Annotated in this window: 21 protein-coding genes; 6 read left to right on the top strand and 15 right to left on the bottom strand. The window is 65.5% G+C overall.

All coding sequences use genetic code 11. The features are described from left to right. Window positions 1–7: 7 nt before the first annotated feature. Both AAFG16_RS23775 and AAFG16_RS23770 read right to left on the bottom strand, forming a co-directional pair. Window positions 8–577: a DUF177 domain-containing protein gene (locus AAFG16_RS23775; RefSeq protein WP_283086546.1), complete on the bottom strand. Its 570-nt coding sequence runs from the start codon at window positions 575–577 to the stop codon at window positions 8–10. Further along, window positions 574–1125 (bottom strand): ubiquinol-cytochrome C chaperone family protein, encoded by a 552-nt coding sequence (locus AAFG16_RS23770; RefSeq protein ID WP_283086545.1) that lies wholly within the window; start codon window positions 1123–1125, stop codon window positions 574–576. Before AAFG16_RS23770 ends, AAFG16_RS23775 begins: the two co-directional genes overlap by 4 nt. 98 nt (window positions 1126–1223) lie before the next feature. Between AAFG16_RS23770 and bamE the strand changes: the two genes are divergently transcribed. Then, window positions 1224–1709, top strand: coding sequence for an outer membrane protein assembly factor BamE (gene bamE / locus AAFG16_RS23765; RefSeq protein WP_342740735.1), 486 nt, complete (start codon window positions 1224–1226; stop codon window positions 1707–1709). A 117-nt stretch (window positions 1710–1826) separates the two neighbouring features. Beyond that, window positions 1827–2828 carry a tripartite tricarboxylate transporter substrate binding protein gene (locus AAFG16_RS23760; RefSeq protein WP_283086543.1) on the top strand — a complete coding sequence of 334 codons (1002 nt, stop codon included), beginning with the start codon at window positions 1827–1829 and terminating at the stop codon, window positions 2826–2828. A 171-nt stretch (window positions 2829–2999) separates the two neighbouring features. Here the strand turns inward: AAFG16_RS23760 and AAFG16_RS23755 are convergent, their stop codons facing one another. The 12 genes from AAFG16_RS23755 to AAFG16_RS23700 all read right to left on the bottom strand — a co-directional run bounded on the left by AAFG16_RS23755 (window position 3000) and on the right by AAFG16_RS23700 (window position 13776). Beyond that, window positions 3000–5120 carry a sodium-translocating pyrophosphatase gene (locus AAFG16_RS23755; protein ID WP_342740734.1) on the bottom strand — a complete coding sequence of 707 codons (2121 nt, stop codon included), beginning with the start codon at window positions 5118–5120 and terminating at the stop codon, window positions 3000–3002. 406 nt (window positions 5121–5526) lie between these two features. Continuing rightward, window positions 5527–6516, bottom strand: coding sequence for a thiamine-phosphate kinase (gene thiL / locus AAFG16_RS23750; RefSeq protein ID WP_342740733.1), 990 nt, complete (start codon window positions 6514–6516; stop codon window positions 5527–5529). Between the two features lie 174 nt (window positions 6517–6690). Then, the gene (gene nusB, locus AAFG16_RS23745; protein WP_027559570.1) at window positions 6691–7188 is read right to left on the bottom strand and encodes a transcription antitermination factor NusB; all 498 of its coding nucleotides are present in this window, start codon (window positions 7186–7188) and stop codon (window positions 6691–6693) included. A gap of 3 nt (window positions 7189–7191) precedes the next feature. After that, window positions 7192–7683 carry a 6,7-dimethyl-8-ribityllumazine synthase gene (gene ribH, locus AAFG16_RS23740; protein WP_342740732.1) on the bottom strand — a complete coding sequence of 164 codons (492 nt, stop codon included), beginning with the start codon at window positions 7681–7683 and terminating at the stop codon, window positions 7192–7194. Window positions 7684–7745: 62 nt separating this feature from the next. Beyond that, on the bottom strand, window positions 7746–8357 hold the full coding sequence (locus tag AAFG16_RS23735) for a riboflavin synthase (protein WP_342740731.1): 612 nt from the start codon (window positions 8355–8357) through the stop codon (window positions 7746–7748). 1 nt (window position 8358) lies between these two features. Then, a complete protein-coding gene (gene ribD, locus AAFG16_RS23730) occupies window positions 8359–9507 on the bottom strand; it encodes a bifunctional diaminohydroxyphosphoribosylaminopyrimidine deaminase/5-amino-6-(5-phosphoribosylamino)uracil reductase RibD (RefSeq protein WP_342740730.1) in 1149 nt (382 codons plus the stop codon). Next, window positions 9504–9986 (bottom strand): transcriptional regulator NrdR, encoded by a 483-nt coding sequence (nrdR, locus tag AAFG16_RS23725; RefSeq protein ID WP_011087793.1) that lies wholly within the window; start codon window positions 9984–9986, stop codon window positions 9504–9506. Before nrdR ends, ribD begins: the two co-directional genes overlap by 4 nt. A 15-nt stretch (window positions 9987–10001) precedes the next feature. Next, entirely contained in the window at window positions 10002–11300 is a 1299-nt protein-coding gene (gene glyA / locus AAFG16_RS23720; protein WP_092213863.1) for a serine hydroxymethyltransferase, read from the bottom strand. A 273-nt stretch (window positions 11301–11573) separates the two neighbouring features. Next, complete coding sequence (locus AAFG16_RS23715; protein ID WP_027559576.1) at window positions 11574–11795, bottom strand: hypothetical protein; 222 nt, start codon at window positions 11793–11795, stop codon at window positions 11574–11576. A gap of 37 nt (window positions 11796–11832) precedes the next feature. Further along, window positions 11833–12069: a hypothetical protein gene (locus AAFG16_RS23710; protein ID WP_283086950.1), complete on the bottom strand. Its 237-nt coding sequence runs from the start codon at window positions 12067–12069 to the stop codon at window positions 11833–11835. Between the two features lie 201 nt (window positions 12070–12270). Continuing rightward, a complete protein-coding gene (locus AAFG16_RS23705; RefSeq protein ID WP_128966623.1) occupies window positions 12271–12789 on the bottom strand; it encodes a MarR family winged helix-turn-helix transcriptional regulator in 519 nt (172 codons plus the stop codon). A 495-nt stretch (window positions 12790–13284) separates the two neighbouring features. Beyond that, complete coding sequence (locus tag AAFG16_RS23700) at window positions 13285–13776, bottom strand: DUF6163 family protein (protein ID WP_342740729.1); 492 nt, start codon at window positions 13774–13776, stop codon at window positions 13285–13287. A 122-nt stretch (window positions 13777–13898) separates the two neighbouring features. Between AAFG16_RS23700 and hemB the strand changes: the two genes are divergently transcribed. The 3 genes from hemB (at window position 13899) to AAFG16_RS23685 (ending at window position 16722) form a co-directional block, all read left to right on the top strand. Continuing rightward, window positions 13899–14960: a porphobilinogen synthase gene (hemB, locus tag AAFG16_RS23695; RefSeq protein WP_342740728.1), complete on the top strand. Its 1062-nt coding sequence runs from the start codon at window positions 13899–13901 to the stop codon at window positions 14958–14960. Window positions 14961–15272: 312 nt separating this feature from the next. Then, window positions 15273–15815, top strand: a complete 543-nt coding sequence (locus AAFG16_RS23690; protein WP_027559580.1) for an RDD family protein — start codon at window positions 15273–15275, stop codon at window positions 15813–15815. 130 nt (window positions 15816–15945) lie between these two features. Then, entirely contained in the window at window positions 15946–16722 is a 777-nt protein-coding gene (locus AAFG16_RS23685) for an arginyltransferase (protein WP_283086534.1), read from the top strand. A 72-nt stretch (window positions 16723–16794) separates the two neighbouring features. On the opposite strand, the gene AAFG16_RS23680 is transcribed toward AAFG16_RS23685, so the two are convergent. Beyond that, the gene (locus AAFG16_RS23680) at window positions 16795–18147 is read right to left on the bottom strand and encodes an Nramp family divalent metal transporter (protein WP_283086533.1); all 1353 of its coding nucleotides are present in this window, start codon (window positions 18145–18147) and stop codon (window positions 16795–16797) included. A gap of 171 nt (window positions 18148–18318) precedes the next feature. On the opposite strand from AAFG16_RS23680, the gene AAFG16_RS23675 reads away from it, so the two are divergent. Continuing rightward, window positions 18319–19563, top strand: coding sequence for an MFS transporter (locus AAFG16_RS23675; protein WP_342740727.1), 1245 nt, complete (start codon window positions 18319–18321; stop codon window positions 19561–19563). The last annotated feature ends 4 nt before the right edge of the window (window positions 19564–19567 follow it).

Here is a 19567-nt window from a genome sequence, read left to right as displayed (position 1 = left end):
CGCCGATCTATCGGCCTTTCTTCTCATCCTGAAGCGCCTTCAGCGCCGCGAACGGATGATCCTCCGGATCGGGAGCGGTGACCTCCGCCTCGAACACGGCCCCCTGCTTGCGGGGATAGGGGTCGATCGCCAGGAACAGCGCGTCGGTGGCGAGCCGGCCGAGATCGATGATGCCGCCAACGATCGCTTCCGGCGGATCGGCGACCTCCGGAGGCTCCTCGTCGTCCTGGCCCTCCTCGATCAGGTCGGCAAGGCGCCGCGCCTCGGCCTCGGGGGCGAACATCAGGTCCACCTCCTCCTCGATCTCGTTCTCGATCGGATCGAGCGTCACCACGCAGGTCTGGCCGATCCGCGCGCGGACCTGGCCCGTGACATGGTAGCGGCCGCCGCTTTTCGGCACGACGTCGAAGCTGGCCTTGGCAGACAGGATCTCGCGAAGGCCAGCGAGCTCCGCCATGGCCTGCCGCTCGGCGGTCGACGCCTCGAGCTCGCGATAGAGGCCAGTGTCTGGAATCTGTGCGACGATGACGGGGGCCCGCCAAGGATCGGGCTGGGCTCCGGTGTGCGGTCGGCTCATGGCGTGACATCCTCGGAAAGCGCCGGGGGAAACTTGAAGGACGCGCGCAGCAGCGCGGCCTCGCCGGTCCGGGCGAGATCGGCCTCCGTGGCCCGGGCGTAAGCCGCGAGCCGCCGTGCGTGGTCCAGACCGGACCCATTCAAGATATTCTTGCAGATCGCCGCCGCCAGCGCCTCACCGCCAGCTTCGATCGCCTGGTCGTAGGCTTGCACCCGGCCGTAAAACGCCTCGCCAAAGGCCCGCATCCGCTTCGGCACGATCTGGTCGCCGACCCCCATCTCGCGCAGATTGTCGTCCATGTCCTCGCAGAAACGGTCGAACAGCGCCTGCGACAGCTCGGTGGCGCCCTGGACCGTGCGCAGGCGGCGCAACACCAGCCAGAGATGCAGCAGCAACAGGTCGAAACGCCCGTTAACCGTATCGGACACGCCCAAGTCGCGGTAAAATATGGGTTCTCGCGCCTGCGTCACGATCATGCCATAGATGGCTTCAATGGTGCCGGCCGGGGTTAGCCGGGGTTTCCTGAAGTGATTGAACGGCCAAAGCATTGTGGTTTCCGCAAGCGGGCGCGCGCGTGTTGCATTCAGAGCCTCCGCCCGGTACTTCAGCGCCTCGCGCGACGCAAGGGGACGGAATCAGTTCCGCTATGACGATAACGAACCAGACCAGCCTGCGCGCCAGCCTGCCGCGCGGCCTTCATGCACGTTGGCGCGGCTTGCGCATGGCCGCCGCCGTGGCCCTGGTCGGCGTAGCGCTCGCGGGCTGCACCGGCGAGCAATTCCAGAAGGGCTACATCCTTCCGCCCGGTGCGCTGGAGCAGATTCCGATCGGCGCGAGCCAGGACCAGGTGCTGATCGTGATGGGCACGCCCTCCACGGTCGCGACCCTCGACGGCGAAGTGTTCTACTATATCTCGCAGCGCTCGGAGCGTCCCGTCGCCTTCATGAATCAGAAGGTGGTCGATCAACGCGTGATCGCGATCTATTTCGACAAGAACCGGCGCGTGCGCCGCCTTGCGAATTACGGCCTCCAGGACGGCAAGATCTTCGACTTCATCAGCCGCACCACGACGACGTCGGGCCAGGAGATGAACTACCTCACGCCGCTGTTCAAGCTGCTGAGCTTTAACTGATCCTTCAGCCTGCGGCGTCCTACCGCTGCGCGCGCGGCGCTTGCAGGCGCGTGCGACTTGCCGTTGCGCGCGGCCTTCCCTACGCTCCCTTCAAAACAAGAAGCAGGGAGTGGATTCGTGCCCAATCGTTTGTTGTCCCGCCGTCGCGTGCTGACCGCTGCTGCCGGCCTCTCGGCCGCGGCGATCCTGCCGCGATCGAGCCTGGCCGACTGGAAGCCCACCGAGAACGTCCGCATCATCGTGCCGGCCGCGGCCGGCGGCTCTACCGACGTGATGGGCCGGCTCTTGGCCGCGCATCTGCAAACCGCCTGGGGCCAGTCGGCCGTCGTGGAAAACCGCTCCGGCGGCGGCGGCACGATCGGCACGGCCGAGGCGGTCCGCGCCAAGCCTGACGGACACACCATCCTGATCGGCAATCCTGGTCCGAACGCCATCGCCTACAGCATCTTCAAGAACCTCACCTACAAGCCGGACCAGCTCCAGCCGGTCTCCAACATGATCCGGATCCCGAACATCGTCTCGGCGCATCCGAAGACCGGCATCAAGTCGATTGCCGAGCTGATCGCGTATCTGAAGGCCAATCCGGACAAGCTCAGTTACGCCTCCTCCGGCGTCGGCCAGAGCCCTCACCTCACCGGCGCCTGGTTCCTCCAGCTCACCGGCTTGAGGATGACACACATCCCGTTCCGCGGCGCCGGTCCCGCGCTCCAGGCCGCGCTTGCCGGCGACATCCAGATCCTGTTCGACAATCTCTATCCGAGCCTGCCGCAGGTGCAGAACGGCACCCTGACTGGCCTCTGCGTGACCACGCCGGAGCGCAGCGACCTCGCGAAGGACCTACCGACCATGCGCGAGAGCGCGCCGGAGCTCGCTAATTTCGACGTGTCGTCGTGGTTCTCCGTCTTCCTGCCGAAGGGCGTCCCCGCGCCCGTGCTCGACGCGGTCAATCTCCAGGTCAAGGCGATGCTGGAGCGCGACGACATCAAGAAGCAGATCGCCGCCATGGGCGCCCGCGCCGACTACGGCACGCCGGAGCAGTTCGCCGCCTTCGTGGACGCCGAGACGAAGAAGTTCGCCGGCATCATCCAGAAGGAAGGGCTGCAGATGGACGTGCAGTGATGCGCAGCGTCATTCCGGGGCGGCTCGAAGAGCCGAACCCGGAATCTCGAGGTTCTCAGGTGCGCAATTGCGCACCATAGTTCGGTCCTGCGGACCGCCCCGGAATGACGACGGAAAACAAAAACCCCGCGGCTCGCGCCGCGGGGTTTTGTCTTTTCTCGCCTGCACCGCTCAGTGCGCCAGGATCGCCAGCAGCAGCAAGGCCACGATGTTGGTGATCTTGATCATCGGGTTCACCGCGGGGCCGGCCGTGTCCTTGTAGGGATCGCCGACGGTGTCGCCGGTCACCGCGGACTTGTGGGCATCAGAGCCCTTGCCGCCGAAATGACCGTCCTCGATGTACTTCTTGGCGTTGTCCCAGGCGCCGCCGCCCGAGGTCATGGAGATCGCGACGAACAGACCCGTCACGATCACGCCGAGCAGCATCGCGCCCACCGCCGAGAACGCCGCCGACTTGCCGGCCGCGCCGCCCCCCGCGATCGCGTAGATCACGAAATAGACGACGATCGGCGACAGCACCGGAAGCAGCGAGGGGATGATCATCTCCTTGATCGCCGCGCGGGTCAGCAGGTCGACCGCCTTGCCGTAATCAGGCTTGTCGGTGCCCTGCATGATGCCCGGTTTCTCGCGGAACTGACGCCGCACCTCCTCCACGATCGCGCCGGCTGCACGGCCGACCGCAGTCATGCCCATCGCGCCGAACAGATACGGCAACAGACCGCCGAACAGCAGGCCCACCACCACGTAGGGGTTGTTGAGCGAGAAGTCCGGATTGACGCCGGCGAAGTAGGTGTGGTGAGCAGAGTCCGCAACGAAGAACTTGAGATCCTGGTTGTAGGCTGCGAACAGCACCAGGGCGCCGAGACCGGCGGAGCCGATTGCGTAGCCCTTTGTCACCGCCTTGGTGGTGTTGCCGACCGCATCGAGCGCGTCGGTCGACTTGCGCACTTCCTTGGGCAGGCCCGCCATCTCGGCGATGCCGCCGGCGTTGTCGGTGACCGGGCCGAAGGCGTCGAGCGCGACGACCATGCCGGCGAGCGCCAGCATGGTGGCGGTCGCGATCGCGATGCCAAACAGGCCGGCGAGGCTGTAGGTGACCAGGATGCCGGCGATGATCACGATCGCGGGCAGCGCGGTCGCTTCCATCGAGACGGCGAGGCCCTGGATCACGTTGGTGCCGTGACCGGTCACCGAGGCCTGGGCGATCGACTTCACCGGACGATAGTCGGTGCCGGTGTAGTATTCGGTGATCCAGATGATCAGCGCGGTAACGACGAGACCGACCACGCCGCATTCGAACAGCGCCATGCCGGTGTAGTCGACACCGTCGAGCTTGCCGAAGCCGATCAGGGAATAGATCACCAAGGCAATGCCGATCAACGACAGGATGCCGGTTGCGATCAGGCCCTTGTAGAGCGCGCCCATGATCGACTGGCTCGGCCCGAGCTTGACGAAGAAGGTGCCGATGATCGAGGTGATGATGCAGATGCCGCCGATCGCGAGCGGCAGCGTCATCATGTTGGCGAGGATCGGCGTCTTGGCGAAGAAGATCGCTGCCAGCACCATGGTGGCGACCGCGGTCACCGCATAGGTCTCGAACAGGTCGGCGGCCATGCCGGCGCAGTCGCCGACATTGTCGCCGACGTTATCGGCGATGGTCGCGGGATTGCGCGGATCGTCCTCTGGGATGCCAGCCTCGACCTTGCCGACGAGATCGCCGCCGACGTCCGCACCCTTGGTGAAGATGCCGCCGCCGAGACGGGCGAAGATCGAGATCAACGAGGCGCCGAAGCCGAGCGCCACCATGGCGTCGACCACGGTGCGGCTATCGGGCGCGAGCTTCAGCGAGTGGACCAGGAAGCCGAAATAGAGGGTGACGCCGAGCAGTGCGAGACCGGCCACCAGCAGGCCCGTGATGGCGCCCGCTTTGAAGGCGAGCTCGAGACCGCCGGCGAGCGACGTCGTCGCGGCCTGGGCGGTGCGCACATTGGCGCGCACCGAGACGTTCATGCCGATGAAGCCTGCGGCGCCGGACAGGATGGCGCCGATGGCAAAACCGATCGCGACATAGAGCCCAAGGAAATAGGCAAGCAGCACGAAGATGACGATGCCGACGATACCGATCGTGGTGTACTGGCGCCGGAGATACGCCTGTGCGCCTTCACGCACCGCGCCTGCGATCTCCTGCATGCGCGGCGACCCCGCATCCGCGCTCAACACCGAAGACGTCGCCCAAATCGCGTAGACGACGGAAAGCACTCCGCAGAGCACTATCAACCATAATGCTGTCATGTGATTTTTGCCTCAGATCCTTGATGTACCCCCGGCGCCTTTTGTTGTCCGTCGTGCGGTATGGCGCCTTGATTTTGAACAAAGCCGCCCCCAGGCGGCTTTAGTCGGTTGCGAGCTTGCCAAAATCAAATTGAGGGTGCAACGCCGGATGAGGCCGAAAAAGCCGATCTCGGCAAGTATTTAGGCCAAATACTGAGCAGCGCTTGGCCGCCGCCTTGCCCATTGCATGCGGGAGACCTTTGAACCGGGGCTCAGCTCGGCCGCGGCCATGCTCAGGCCGCCGACTTCACGGGGGGCCGGGATGAGGACGCGATCTCGAAGGTCAGTTGCGATTGCCGATGTTACCCGGTTATCGCGGAAAAGCAGAGGGACTGCGTTCGCTGCGGACGCAAGGTCGCACCCGAATCTAGAAATGGCTGTAGGAGAGCCGCTGCAGCGCGATCTCGTTGCCGTGCGCGTCCGTCCAGCGCGGCGCGGCGCGGCCGCCGACGACGGTGCCGATCGCCGAGACGGGAACTCCCGCCTGTTCGGCCTCGCGCATGAAATCGGCGCAGCGCGCGTCCGGAACCGTGCACAGGACTTCATAATCGTCGCCGCCGGACACCAGCTTCTCGAGGCCGACGGCGGAGATGGCGAGAGAGGCGGCAGGTGATTTCGGAATGCGGTCAGCCTCGATCAAGGCGCTGACGCCGGAAGCGGCGCAGAGCTTGGCGAGATCACCTGCCAAGCCATCGGACACATCCATCGATGCGCTCGCATGGGCAAGCACCGCCCCCGCCAATGCATTGCGCGGCCGCGGAACGCGATAGCGGTCGATCAGGTACTCCTGCGCGGCGTGGTCCTTCAGCACAGCCGCGACCGCCCCACCCGTGAGCACGCCGAGGCCGAGCGCGGCGTCTCCAATCGTTCCCGTCACCAGAATGCGGTCGCCCGGCTTTGCGCCGGTGCGGCCGACCATCCGGCCCTTCGGCACGCGGCCGAACGCGGTGATCGAGATCATCTGCGGCCCCGGCGTCGACACCGTGTCGCCGCCGAGCAGCGGGCATGCGAAGGTTTTTGCGTCCTCGCCGAGCGCATCCGCGAATGGCCGGAGCCATGCATCGTCCTGGCTACGCAGCGCCAGCGTCAGCACGAAGCCGGCGGGCACAGCCCCCTTGGCGGCGAGGTCCGACAGGTTCACCCGCAGCGCCTTTCGCGCGATCGTGTGGGGCGGGTCGGTGGCAAGATAATGCACGCCTTCAACAACGGCGTCGGTGGTGACGACGATGTCGTCGCCGGACGAGGACAGGACCGCGGCATCGTCGACCAGCCCGAACGCACCGGGATCGGTCGCCAGCGGCTTGAAATAATGGGCGATGAGGGAGTCTTCGGCGGAGGGATTGTGCGGGTTTGCCACTTGCCTAACCCCACTCTCCGCTGTCATCGCCCGGCTTGACCGGGCGATCCAGTATTCCAGAGGCGGTTGTGTTAAATCGATAGGCCGCGGCGTACTGGATCACCCGCCTTCGCGGGTGATGACAGCGGAGTATGGTGCAGCCGTCTCGCATCAATTCACCGCCCTTGCGGGAAACTACCCCCGCCCGAACTCGTCACCGCGAAACTGGCGGCCGATCTGATCGAGCACGGCATTGACCATGCCGGTCTCCTCACGATCGACGAAGGCATTCGCGACGTCGACATATTCTGACACGACGACGCGGCCCGGCACGTCCTTGCGGTGCTCCAATTCGTACGCGCCTGCCCGCAACACCGCGCGCAGGATTGCCTCGATCCGCTTCAGCGGCCAGCCCTTGGACAGCGCCTCGTCGATCAGGGGATCGAGCCTCTTCTGGTCGCGCACGACGCCGGAGACGACGTCGCGGAAGAAGGCGGCTTCCGCCGGCAGGTAGGTGTCGCCCTCGACCTCGTTGCCGAGCCAGTGGCTCTCGAACTCGGCAAAGATGTCGTTGATGCCGGCGCCGGCGATGTCCATTTGGTACAACGCCTGCACGGCGGCGAGCCGCGCGGCACCGCGCCGGTTCGCTTTCTTCTCGGTGGCAGACGCCGGCTTTTTGGTGTTGTCAGCCATTGCTCAGGCCCGCGCCAGACGGCGTTTGATGCGCAGCATCGCAAGCGCGGCGCGCGCGGCATCGCCGCCCTTGTTCAGTTCGCTGGCGCGCGCCCGCGCCCAGGCCTGGTCCTCATTATTGACGGTGAGGATGCCGTTGCCGAGCGGCAGCTTGCGCGCCACGGCGAGGTCCATCAGCGCGCGCGAGGATTCCTGCGAGACGATCTCGAAATGGATGGTGTCGCCGCGGATCACGCAGCCGAGCGCGATCACAGCGTCGTAGGGCTTGCCGCTCGCCGCCGCCGCATCGACCGCGATGGCCACCGCCGCCGGGATCTCCAGCGCGCCGGGAACCGTGATCACGTCATGCGTCAGGCCGGCCGCCTTCAGCTCGGCGACCGCGCCGTCCAGCAGCGCATCCTGGAGATCGTCATAGAACCGTGCCTCGACAATCAGCGCCCGTGCGCCGGAAATGTCGGTCTGGTCCTTCAGGGGTGCGCGCCGCGCGTCTGCCATCGTTCAATCCGTTTCGAAAGGGGTCGGCGCTATGTAGTCGCCGGAAGCATGTAAGCCAAGTTTTAAACTGTCATTTCCGTCAGCCGCGCCGCATAGCGGGCCATCAGATCGACCTCGATATTGACCTCGTCGCCCGCCTTCCAGCCGCCGATCGTCGTGACCGTCAGCGTGTGCGGGATGATCAGCACCGAAAAGGTCACGTCCTTCACCGTATTGACCGTCAGCGAGACGCCGTCGAGCGTGATCGAGCCCTTGGTGGCGATGAAGCGCGCCAGCTCCCGCGTGGTCGAGAGCTCGAACCGTGCCATATCGGGCAAGTCCTCGCGGCTGACCAGGATTGCAACGCCGTCGGCATGGCCGGCGACGATATGGCCACCGAGCTCGTCGCCGATCTTCAGCGCGCGTTCGAGATTGAGCTTCGTGCCCAGCTTCCAGTGCTTTGCCGTCGTCAGCGCCAGCGTCTCCGCCGCGGCATCGACGTCATACCAGGTCTTGCCGCCTGCGACGCCGGAACCAACCACTGTCAGGCACACGCCGTTGCTGGCGATCGAGGCGCCATCGGCAATGGTGGCCTGATCGTAGCTGCAGGCGATGCGCAACCGGTGGAGCTGGCCCTGCGCCACAGGCGTGAAGCTGACGATCTCGCCGATATCGGTGACAATGCCGGTGAACATGCTAGGCGCGCTCGTAGACGGTGAGAGTATCCTTGTCGAAGGTCTCGCTAGCATGAACCTTGTAGGCCTGCGACTGCGTGATTTTCGACAGGGGCATTGCATCGAGCGCATCCACCCCATCGGCGCCGACCGCTTCCGCCCCGCGGAACAGCCAGATCTCGTCGACGAGGTCGGCCGCCACGAAGGACGCCGCGACGCGGCTGCCGCCCTCGACCAGCAGCCGCGAGATGCCCTTCCCGGCCAGCGCATGCAGCACGGCCGGAAGATCGAGCCCGGACGCGCTACCCGGGGCTACGCGAATGATCTGCGCGCCAGCTGCGCCAAGCCGCGTCGCAGCCGCTGCCTCGGCCAGCTCCGAGCCCACCACCCAGAGCGGTGTCTCGCGCGCGGAGCGCACGAGCTCGCTCGATGCGGGAATCCGCAGGCTCTGGTCCAGCACCACGCGCACCGGCGAGCGCGCCGCCATGCCCGGCAGGCGGCAGTTGAGCTGCGGATCGTCCGCCAGCACCGTGCCGATGCCGACGAGGATGGCGTCACTCTGCGCGCGCAAGAGATGCACGCGGTTGCGCACGGCCTCGCCGGTGATCGCAACCGGCTTGCCGCCGGCCGCGCCGATCTTGCCGTCGGGCGAGACCGCGAGCTTCAGGAGGACATGTGGGCGCTTGTCGCGGATACGGCGGAAATGGCCGGCGTGGTCGAAGGCAGCCTCCGCCGCGCACAGGCCCACTTCCACCGTGATGCCGGCGGCGCGCAGCCGCGCATGGCCCTGCCCCGCGACCTCCGGATTGGGATCCTCGATGGCTGCCACGACGCGCTTGATGCCGGCGGCAATCACCGCATCCGCACACGGCGGCGACTTGCCGAAATGCGAGCACGGCTCCAGCGTGACGTAGAGCGCGGCGCCGCGCGCAGCCTCGCCCGCGCGCCGCAGCGCTTCAGGCTCGCCATGCGGCCGTCCACCCGGCTGGGTCCAGCCGCGGCCGACGATCACGCCGTCTTTCACGATGACGGCGCCCACAGCCGGGTTCGGCCATGTGCGCCCCTGCCCGCGCCGGCCGAGCGACAGTGCCAGCTCCATGAAGCGGCGATCGGCGTCTTTGGCCTCGCGGGCCTTGTGCGCGAACTGATCTTCCAGGATGCGGAAGATCATTTGCGGATCGCGGCGAGCCGCGCTTCCTCCTCACCGGAGAGCTCGCCGAGCACATCGGCGAAATCCTTGGCCTCGCGGAAATTGCGGTAGACGGAGGCGAAGCGCACATAGGCGACGTCGTCGAGCGTGCGCAGATGCTCCATCACGGTCTCGCCGATCACCTCGGAGGAGATCTCGGCCTCACCGCCGGTCTCGAGCTCGCGCACGATGGTGGAGACCATCTTCTCCACCCGCTCCGGCTCGACCTGCCGCTTGCGCAAGGAAATCTGCACCGAGCGCATCAGCTTGTCGCGGTCGAACGGCACGCGGCGGCCGTTGCGCTTGATCACCGTGAGCTCGCGCAGCTGCACGCGCTCGAAGGTGGTGAAGCGGAAATTGCAGGCGACGCACACGCGCCGCCTGCGGATGACGGAAGAATCCTCGGTCGGACGCGAGTCCTTTACCTGCGTATCTAGACTGTTGCAGTTCGGGCAGCGCATCCGTTTGCCTTGACCTTACTGGTAGATCGGGAACCGGTCGGTGAGCGCCTTGACCCGTTCCTTGATCGCGGCCTCGACCAGCGGCGCCTTGCCGTCGTCGGACTGTGCGATCGCGTTCAGGACCTCGGCGATCATGCCGCCAACCTGCTGGAATTCAGCGACGCCGAAGCCGCGGGTCGTCGCCGCGGGCGTGCCGAGACGCAGGCCCGAGGTGACAAAGGGCTTTTCGGGGTCGAACGGAATGCCGTTCTTGTTGCAGGTGATGGCGGCGCGAACCAGCGCCTTCTCCGAGACGTTGCCTTTCAGGCCCTTCGGCCGGAGGTCAACCAGCATCAGATGGTTATCGGTGCCGCCCGAGACAATGTCGAAGCCATGGCTCTTCATCGCCTCGGCCAGCGCCTTGGCGTTCTCGACGACGTTCTTCGCATAGACCTTGAAGTCCGGACGCAGCGCCTCGCCGAAGGCGACCGCCTTCGCCGCGATCACGTGCATCAGCGGACCGCCCTGGAGACCCGGGAAGATCGCCGAATTGAGCTTCTTGGCGAGCACCTCATCGTTGGAGAGGATCAGGCCGCCGCGCGGACCGCGCAGCGACTTGTGCGTCGTCGTGGTGGTGACGTGGGCATAGGGCACCGGGGACGCATGCACGCCGCCGGCGACGAGGCCGGCGAAGTGGGCCATATCGACCAGCAGATACGCGCCGACGCTGTCCGCGATCTCGCGGAAGCGCTTGAAGTCCCAGGCACGCGAATAGGCCGAGCCGCCGGCGACGATCAGCTTCGGCTTGACCTCTTCGGCCTGCTTCTGCACCGCGTCCATGTCGATGATCTGGTCCTCGCGGCGCACGGTGTAGTGCGCGGCCTTGAACCATTTGCCGCTCATGTTGACGGGCGAGCCATGGGTGAGATGGCCGCCGGCCGCAAGGTCGAGACCCATGAAGGTGTCGCCGGGCTGGAGCAGTGCCAGGAACACAGCCTGGTTCATCTGGCTGCCGGAGTTCGGCTGCACGTTGGCGAAGTTGGCGCCGAACAGCTTCTTGGCGCGATCGATCGCGAGGTTCTCGGCGACGTCGACCCACTCACAACCGCCATAGTAGCGCGCGCCCGGATAACCCTCTGCGTACTTGTTGGTCATCACCGAACCCTGCGCTTCCAGCACGGCCCGGCTGACGATGTTCTCGGACGCGATCAGTTCGACCTCGTGGCGCTGCCGGCCGAGCTCGCCCTTGATGGCGGCGGCGATTTCCGGGTCGGCCTGCTCGAGCGAGGCGGTGAAAAACGAATCGGGCGCAGAGGCGGTCTTTGCGAGGGTCATCTTGCGAATATCTCCACCGCCGCAGCCTTTTGGCAGGCTACGGGCGGGTCTGGTGTGGCGATCGGAAGCACGCGCGATCTACCACATCGCCCGCCCCCGGCCAAGCATTTGCGGGTCGGGCCTGATATTTATGCAAGATATGGTGGGGATTGAAGGTTTTCGGCCCCAACGCGGGTTCTATGAAACCGCTCCCCTTGCCGATCCGTCTGATGAGGCCGCTTTGGACCTCAAATCCCCCATGCCGGGCCCAAACCGATAAGGGCCAGATCGCCCCTAAAGCCCCGTATACCCCGCTTTCACCGGGTCCACGCTGCCGTCGAGCTGGCGCAGATAGGTCAGGCCGCACACCGTCAACCTGTGGGTGTCCTTCTCGCCAGCTTCCACCAGAATATTGAGGTAGTTCGTCACCTTCATGCGCGCCTCCTCGCTGGCCGCGGCGGTGCGGTTGGCGAGCAGGTCATAGGTCTGCATGATGCGATCAATGGCGGCTTCCATGGCACCCTCTGGTTCTTCCAATTTCGGGGAGTCTTGATCAGGCAACCGCGCGGGCCTCGGCCTCAGCCTCAAACCGGACTATCGCCTTGTTGGCGAGCCTGATCTTGTTGAATTCGCCCTGTTGGAGCAGCTTGATGATGATCCCGAGCAGGCGTTCGTCGGTGACGAGGGAGTCGGGGATCGCGCCGGAACGGCGGAGGTAATTCGCGGCGATGGCGTAGGCCTCGCTCACGAGTTCCACGTTCATCGCCTGAAGCCCGCGCTCGACCAGCATCGACATTTCTCCGATCCGAAGGAGATAAGCGCCGAGCCCAAGACTGGTTCCGCGGTGCCGGCTATTTTTTCGCAACCGCACAAATGCAAAACGCACCGGTCCGGGCAAAGCCGGGCCGGCGCGCTTGGGGAAGTTAGGCACGTTCGGGAGGCTTGCCGGTCTTGTTGCGGGGCCGGCTTGGCCTTGATCCCTCGTAAAAGCTCAGAGCCGGTACAGGATCTGGTCGGTCCAGAACCGCTCGAGACGGTGCAGCGACTTGTTGAGCGTGGAGAACTCCTCGCCCGAGATGCCACCGACCTGCTCGACCGTCTTGACGTGCTTCTGATAGAGCGCGTCGACGATGCGGCGGACTTCCTGGCCCTGCGGGGTCAGGCGGATGCGCACCGAGCGGCGATCAACGCGCGAACGCTGATGATCGAGGAAGCCGAGCTCGACGAGCTTCTTCAGATTGTAGGAGACGTTGGAGCCGAGATAGTAACCGCGCGTGCGCAGCTCGCCCGCGGTCAGCTCCTTGTCACCGATGTTGTAGAGCAAGAGCGCCTGCACCGAATTGATGTCCGCGCGGCCGCGGCGATCGAACTCGTCCTTGATGACGTCGAGGAGACGGCGATGCAGCCGCTCCACCAGAGTCAAAGCTTCCAGATAGAGCGACTGCACCGAACCCTGGGGGCCGGAGACGCGCTCTGCGGTATCTGCCGCAGTTGCGACGGCTTTCATCATGACACTTCCCCTGTTGTCGTTTTTATCGACACTTATTCGACGAAACTTGTGTCCCGCCTGATAGGTGCAACTTAAGGGGGGCGTTTGAAGATCGGCTTAAATAAGAGAATAAAGAGATCATGAATTTAAGACAGTGAATTGCGGATTAAGCCTGTGCCAGAAGGACTTTTCGCAACCCTCTGTTGACCTTCGCAAGGTCCTGTTCACCCTCCGTCCGCCGCATCTGTCGCATTCCAGAACAGCCCCGCCCCGTTTCGAAACGGCCGCGTAACAGCTGTGGCGGAAAGGACTGGTCAATGAAAACTTACCGCGAATTTTAGGCAACCAGCGGTCAACCAATCGCGCACGACTTCGCGAGCTTCACACTCTCATGTCCCGGAGTTGAACAGATCGTAGGATGGGTAGAGCGAAGCAAAACCCATCGACGGAGGCGCAAGTCGCTGATGGGTTTCGCTGCGCTCTACCCATCCTACAAGATGCCCGCACGCCCAACCGCTACGGCGGCCGCTCGCGCGCGGCCATCCAGGCCAGCGCGAGATAGGCGGCGAGCATGAAGGCCTCGACCCCGACCACGATCAAGCTGCCGCCGTAGATGCCCGGAAACATCAGCTCGATCACCGCCATCGACACCACGGTGGTGAGCCACACCACCGCGCCCCACGGCGTCGCCAGCCACAGGCCGACGGCAGCGACGAGCTCGATCACGGCGAAGTAGACGGTCGCGGCCTGCCAAGCCATCGGCTGGTTCTCGAACGCCTCGTCCTCGCCGCCGACGAAGCCAGTCACCTGCGCCCAGTGATAGAGGCCTTTCAGGATCGAGAGCAGCGCCATCACCCGCAGGAACAGCACGAGCCGGCGCGTCCAGACACTGTCGTCGGACTCGGCCCGCTCCGACGAGATCGCCGCGACAGATATCGCATGGTCGCGCGTAGCGTCCCTGGCAAGGGCGCTGTCGCGGGCCGCATCGCGGGTGGAGATCTCGGACATGCCCCCTTCTGGCTGCTTTGCCCCGCAAAATCAATCGGCCGCCATCTCTTGCGGCAGGTCAAGCCGCGGTGGCGGGAACCATGCGAGCTGGTATAAGAATAATTCCAGCCGGAGGAAGAGTGATGGCGATCAAATACGGACGTCCGATCGAATTGCGCGAGGTGTCGCGCGGGACCGGTACCGCGGTGCCCCATGCCCTCGATCTGACGGTCCGCCCGCGCCGCAACCGCAAGGCCGAATGGGCCCGGCGGATGGTGCGCGAGAACGTGCTCACCACGGACGATCTGATCTGGCCGCTATTCCTGATCGACGGCGACAACAAGCGCGAGCAGGTCGCCTCGATGCCGGGCGTCGACCGCCTCAGCGTCGACCAGGCCGTGCGCGAGGCCGAGCGGGCGATGAAGCTGACCATTCCGTGCATCGCGCTGTTTCCCTACACCGACCCTTCCTTGCGCGACGAAGAGGGCTCGGAAGCGACCAACCCGGACAATCTGGTCTGCCAGGCGGTGCGCGCGATCAAGAAGGAATTTCCTGAGATCGGCATTCTCTGCGATGTCGCGCTCGATCCCTTCACCAGCCACGGCCATGACGGCCTGATCTCCGACGGCAAGATCCTCAATGACGAGACGGTCGCCGTGCTGGTGCGCCAGGCGCTGGTGCAGGCCGAAGCCGGCTGCGACATCATCGCGCCCTCTGACATGATGGACGGCCGTGTCGCTGCGATCCGAGAGGGGCTCGATCGCGCCGGGCTGCTCGACGTGCAGATCATGGCCTATGCCGCAAAATACGCCTCCGCCTTCTACGGCCCGTTCCGCGACGCCATCGGCTCCGCCAAGACACTCACCGGCGACAAGCGCACCTATCAGATGGACAGCGCCAACACCGACGAGGCGCTGCGCGAGGTTGAGCTCGACATCGCCGAGGGCGCCGACATGGTGATGGTGAAGCCCGGCATGCCCTATCTCGACGTCGTCCGCCGCGTGAAGGACACGTTTGCGATGCCGACCTTCGCCTACCAGGTCTCCGGCGAATACGCGATGATCGCGGCAGCAAGCGGCAACGGCTGGCTCGACGGCGAGCGCGCGATGATGGAGAGCCTCTTGGCGTTCAAGCGCGCGGGTGCCGATGGCGTGCTCAGCTATTTTGCGCCGAAGGTGGCGGAGAAGCTGCGCAGCCAAGGATAAGCTCGCGTAGGGTGGGCAAAGCGACTTGTCCGCCGTAGCTCGAAGAGCGAAGGCGGAAAGCGTGCCCACCAATCCATCCATCGTGCACGACAGCGAGCAATGGTGGGCACGGCGCTGCGCGCCTTTGCCCACCCTACGGCACTGCCCATGTCATTCCGGGGCGATGCGACGGTCCGCCCCGGAATGACAACGGTAAGAGAACCGCCCCCGAATCGCCGGAATATTTCGGCTTGTTGACACCCGCGCGCCCTTGGCACGGGGATGGCCTGTTCCCATGTCCTGCCTCGAGGGTTTTGCTCCGGAGGACGGATCATGTCGTATGACTCGGGTAGTTCAGGCGCCTGGCGCAATGACGGCGCGATGCAGCCGCATGCCTACGACCCTGACCTGCATCCGGAACTGTTCCGCGGCGTTGCGACGCGGCGGGCGTTCGCCTTCCTGATCGACCTCGTCATCATCTCGGTGCCGGTGATCCTCGGCTACATCTTCATTTTCGTGTTCGGCGTGGTCACGCTCGGCGTCGGCTTCCTGCTGTTCGGGATCGCCTGGCCGGCCTCCGTGGTCTGGGCCATTGTCTATTATGGCGCCTGCATCGGCGGCCCCTCGTCCGCAACGATCGGCATGCGCCTGATGGATCTCGAGCTGCGCACCTGGTACGGCGCGCCGGGCTATTTCGTGCTCGGCGCCACCCATGCCGTGCTGTTCTGGGTGACGGTCTCGTTCCTGACGCCCTTCGTGGTGCTGGTCGGCCTGTTCAACGGCCGCCGCCGCCTGCTGCACGATTTCGTGCTGGGAACGGTCGTGATCAACAATTCCGTCCGCGCCCCTCTGCCGCAGGCGGCCAGAACCTACTGAGAGCCCGGTGATCAAGAACCTATCAACCCGGATCCATTAAGCTGTCTGATCTGATCTGCCGAGCTGGCCAATTGACCGGGGACTTCCGTAGCGCGATGCTGATGTTCATTTCGGAGGCCCACGACGTCCCTTGACCCAGCACTCGCGCGATACCCCGCAATTCTACCTCACGGCGCCTTCGCCCTGCCCCTATCTGCCGGGCCGGCATGAGCGCAAGGTGTTCACGCACCTCGTGGGTGACCGCGCCGGCGACCTCAACGACCTCCTGACCCATGGCGGGTTCCGCCGCAGCCAGTCGATCGCCTACCGCCCGGCCTGCGACCAGTGTCGCGCCTGCGTCTCGGTCCGGGTGGTCGCCAACGAGTTCCGTCCCTCCCGCAACTTCCGCAAGGTGCTCGCGCGCAACGCCGACATCATCGGCGAGCAGCGCAGCGCAGTGCCGACCTCCGAGCAATATTCGGTGTTCCGCGCCTATCTCGATGCCCGCCACCGCCATGGCGGCATGGCCGACATGACCGTGCTCGACTACGCCATGATGGTCGAGGACAGCCATGTCGAGACCCGCATCATCGAATACCGCAGGCGCGGCCCCGACAGTGGCATCACCGGCCGCGGCGAGGAGCTGATCGCGGTCGCGCTCACCGACGTGCTCAGTGACGGCCTGTCGATGGTCTATTCGTTCTTCGACCCCAGCCAGGTCAGCCGTTCGATGGGCACCTTCATGATCCTCGACCACATCGCCCGCGCCCGTCGGCAAGGGTTGCCTTACGTCTATCTCGGCTACTGGATCGAGGGCTCCAAGAAGATGGACTACAAGGCCCGCTTCCTGCCGCAGCAACGCCTCGCCCCCTCAGGCTGGCTGCGCATCGACGCGCAGGGCGACACGGCGTCCGAGCCGCAGGATTGAAAAGGGCGAATGGTGAGTGGCGAATAGCGATTAGAACCCCATTCGCTATTCGCCACTCGCCATTCGCGCTTTTCACCCGAACAGCGTATCCGCCAGCAGCTTCACATTCAAAACCACGATGACGCCCGCGACGATCCACGCGATCGCGGCGACTGACATCGGTATCGCGAACTTGCCCATCTTGCGGCGGTCGGAGACGAAGCGGACCAGCGGGATGACGGCGAAGGGCAGCTGCATCGACAGCACGACCTGGCTGAATACCAGCAGATCCGCCGTGCCGCGCTCGCCATAGATCGCGGTGACGATGATCACCGGAACGATGGCGATGCCGCGCGTCAGGAGGCGGCGCGCCCAGCTCGGCAGGCGCAGGTCGAGAAAGCCTTCCATCACGATCTGGCCGGCGAGCGTCGCCGTCACCGTCGAGTTGAGGCCGGAGGCGAGCAGCGCCACCGCAAACAGCGTCGAGGCGATGCCAAGACCGAGCAGGGGCGACAGCAGCTCGAAGGCCTGGCCGATCTCGGCCACATCCGAATGACCGCTCTTGTGAAAGGTCGCAGCTGCCACGACGAGGATCGCGGCGTTGATGAACAGCGCCAGCATCAGGGCGATCGTCGAGTCCGTCGTCGCCCATTTGATCGCTTCGCGGCGGCCCGTGTCGTTGCGCTCATAGGCGCGCGTCTGCACGATCGAGGAGTGCAGGTAGAGATTATGCGGCATCACGGTCGCGCCGATGATGCCGATTGCGATATAGAGCATCTCCGAATTGGTGAAGATCTCGGTCTTCGGCACGAAGCCGTGCAGCACGTCCGCGACCGGCGGGGCAGCGGCGACGATCTGGACCGCGAAGCAGACCGCGATCACCGCAAGCAGCGCCATGACGAAGGCTTCGAGGAAACGAAAGCCGCGGTTCATTAGGAGCAGCAGCAGGAAGGCATCGAGCGCGGCGAGCAGCGCGCCGCCGATCAGGGGAATGCCGAACAGCAGTTTCAGCGCGATCGCGGTGCCGATGACCTCGGCGAGATCGCAGGCGATGATCGCGGCTTCGCAGGCGAGCCAGAGCAGGAAATTCACGGCCGGCGAATAGGTCGCGCGGCAGGCCTGCGCGAGGTCGCGGTCGGTGACGATGCCGAGCCGTGCCGCCAGCGACTGCAGCAGGATCGCCATCAAGTTCGAGAGCAGGATGACCGAGAGCAGCGTGTAGCCGAACTTGGAGCCACCGGCGAGGTCGGTCGCCCAATTGCCGGGGTCCATGTAGCCGACTGAGACCAGATAGCCCGGACCGACGAAGGCGAGCAGCCGCCGCCACCACGCCGCCGCCGCCGGGATGGCGACCGTGCCATTCACCTCGGCGAGGCTCTTGGTGGTGGGCGCATCAGCACGCCAGCCGGCGGTGTCGGAGGTCAGGTCGGGGGATCGGGCATCCATAGGGCGAGAATACCGAACTCGAATCTTATTGCAACTCATTTGCAACTGCATCTAGCCGGACCGGTTCCGGCAGAGCCCCCTCTTCTGCTCCGGACTTGTCGGGAAGCGGGTGGGTATGGCCGGCCTCGGGGGCCGATACTGGCGCCAATCCGACTTTGCAGGAAACGAGCCATGTCAAATCCGCCCCGCCTCCCCGACACCTTCAACCGCCTCGCCTGGTCCAATCTCGCGGCGCAGTCGGCCGAGCAGATCGCACTGGCCGCAGCCCCCATTGTCGCGGTGCTGACGCTGGCCGTCGCCGAGGGCCAGACCGGACTGCTCCAGACCGCCCTCACCCTCCCCTTCGTCCTGTTCGCCATCCCGGCCGGCCTGCTCGCCGACCGCATCTCCCGCCGCTCGCTGATGGCCGGCGCCGAGGCGCTGCGGGCCGCCGCGCTCGCAGCGATCGTGCTGCTGCTCGCACTCGGCGCGCTCAATCTGCCGCTGCTGGCGCTGCTCGGCTTTGCCGCCGTGTGCGGCACCGTCGTCTACAGCGTGGCCGCGCCGGCGCTGGTGCCCTCGCTGGTGAACCAGGAGCTCTTGCCGGCGGCCAATGCACGCATCGAGCTTGCGCGCACCATCGCCTTCGCCAGCGGACCTGCACTTGGCGGCACGCTGGTGGGCTGGTGGGGCGCGAGTCCGGCCTTCGGCTTCGCTGCGGCGCTCTCGGCGATCGCGGTCGTGCTGCTCTCCGGCATCTACGAGCCCGCGCGTACGCCCGCGCCGCGGCGGCATCCGTTCCAGGACATCCGCGAAGGCGCCGCCTTCGTGTTTCACCATCCGCTGCTGCGGCCGGTGTTCGTCACCCAGTTCATCTTCAACACCGGCTGGTTCCTGCAGATCGCGGTGTTCGTGCCCTACGCCGTGCGCCATCTCGGCCTGACCGCCGCCGGCGTCGGCACCGTGTTGACGATGTACGGCGTCGGCATGGTGATCGGCGCGCTGTTTGCTACGCGCGTGATGCAGCGCATCGCGTTCGGCACCGTGGTTGGCTTCGGCCCGGTCACCGGCTTCGTCGCCGCTGTCGTGATGGCGCTGACAGTGCTGGTCCCCTCGCCCTGGCTCGCCGCCTTGAGCTTCTTCCTGCTCGGGGTCGGGCCGATCCTGTGGGTGATCTCGACCACGACGCTACGCCAGTCGGTGACGCCGCCGCGCCTGCTCGGGCGCGTCTCCGCCATCAACATCATGAGCTACGGCGCCCGCCCGCTGGGCTCGGCGCTCGGCGCGATCGTCGGCGGCCTCTGGAGCGCGGAAGCGTGCCTGTATCTCGCCGCGGTCGTGTTCGGCGCGCAGGCGCTGGTGATCCTGCTGTCGCCGGCCGCGGCACTCGACCGGCAACCGGACATGGTCGGGGACGAAGTGGTTGCGCGGTGTTAGTCCG

Origin of the sequence: Bradyrhizobium sp. B117 (assembly GCF_038969555.1) — a bacterium.
GTDB lineage: Bacteria > Pseudomonadota > Alphaproteobacteria > Rhizobiales > Xanthobacteraceae > Bradyrhizobium.
Note: the sequence above shows the minus strand (reverse complement) of the source record. Positions and strands in the feature narration are given on the sequence as shown.

Excerpts from the sequence above, each read along its gene's own strand:
- bamE (WP_342740735.1), top strand. The coding sequence starts at position 1,224 with ATGACGATAACGAACCAGACCAGCCTGCGCGCCAGCCTGCCGCGCGGC.
- AAFG16_RS23775 (WP_283086546.1), bottom strand. The coding sequence starts at position 577 with ATGAGCCGACCGCACACCGGAGCCCAGCCCGATCCTTGGCGGGCCCCC.
- ribH (WP_342740732.1), bottom strand. The coding sequence starts at position 7,683 with ATGGCAGACGCGCGGCGCGCACCCCTGAAGGACCAGACCGACATTTCC.
- AAFG16_RS23690 (WP_027559580.1), top strand. The coding sequence starts at position 15,273 with ATGTCGTATGACTCGGGTAGTTCAGGCGCCTGGCGCAATGACGGCGCG.
- AAFG16_RS23735 (WP_342740731.1), bottom strand. The coding sequence starts at position 8,357 with ATGTTCACCGGCATTGTCACCGATATCGGCGAGATCGTCAGCTTCACG.
- AAFG16_RS23715 (WP_027559576.1), bottom strand. The coding sequence starts at position 11,795 with ATGGAAGCCGCCATTGATCGCATCATGCAGACCTATGACCTGCTCGCC.
- ribD (WP_342740730.1), bottom strand. The coding sequence starts at position 9,507 with ATGATCTTCCGCATCCTGGAAGATCAGTTCGCGCACAAGGCCCGCGAG.
- AAFG16_RS23770 (WP_283086545.1), bottom strand. The coding sequence starts at position 1,125 with ATGCTTTGGCCGTTCAATCACTTCAGGAAACCCCGGCTAACCCCGGCC.
- AAFG16_RS23705 (WP_128966623.1), bottom strand. The coding sequence starts at position 12,789 with ATGATGAAAGCCGTCGCAACTGCGGCAGATACCGCAGAGCGCGTCTCC.
- AAFG16_RS23680 (WP_283086533.1), bottom strand. The coding sequence starts at position 18,147 with ATGGATGCCCGATCCCCCGACCTGACCTCCGACACCGCCGGCTGGCGT.
- nrdR (WP_011087793.1), bottom strand. The coding sequence starts at position 9,986 with ATGCGCTGCCCGAACTGCAACAGTCTAGATACGCAGGTAAAGGACTCG.
- hemB (WP_342740728.1), top strand. The coding sequence starts at position 13,899 with ATGGCGATCAAATACGGACGTCCGATCGAATTGCGCGAGGTGTCGCGC.
- nusB (WP_027559570.1), bottom strand. The coding sequence starts at position 7,188 with ATGGCTGACAACACCAAAAAGCCGGCGTCTGCCACCGAGAAGAAAGCG.
- AAFG16_RS23700 (WP_342740729.1), bottom strand. The coding sequence starts at position 13,776 with ATGTCCGAGATCTCCACCCGCGATGCGGCCCGCGACAGCGCCCTTGCC.
- AAFG16_RS23675 (WP_342740727.1), top strand. The coding sequence starts at position 18,319 with ATGTCAAATCCGCCCCGCCTCCCCGACACCTTCAACCGCCTCGCCTGG.
- glyA (WP_092213863.1), bottom strand. The coding sequence starts at position 11,300 with ATGACCCTCGCAAAGACCGCCTCTGCGCCCGATTCGTTTTTCACCGCC.
- AAFG16_RS23710 (WP_283086950.1), bottom strand. The coding sequence starts at position 12,069 with ATGCTGGTCGAGCGCGGGCTTCAGGCGATGAACGTGGAACTCGTGAGC.
- AAFG16_RS23755 (WP_342740734.1), bottom strand. The coding sequence starts at position 5,120 with ATGACAGCATTATGGTTGATAGTGCTCTGCGGAGTGCTTTCCGTCGTC.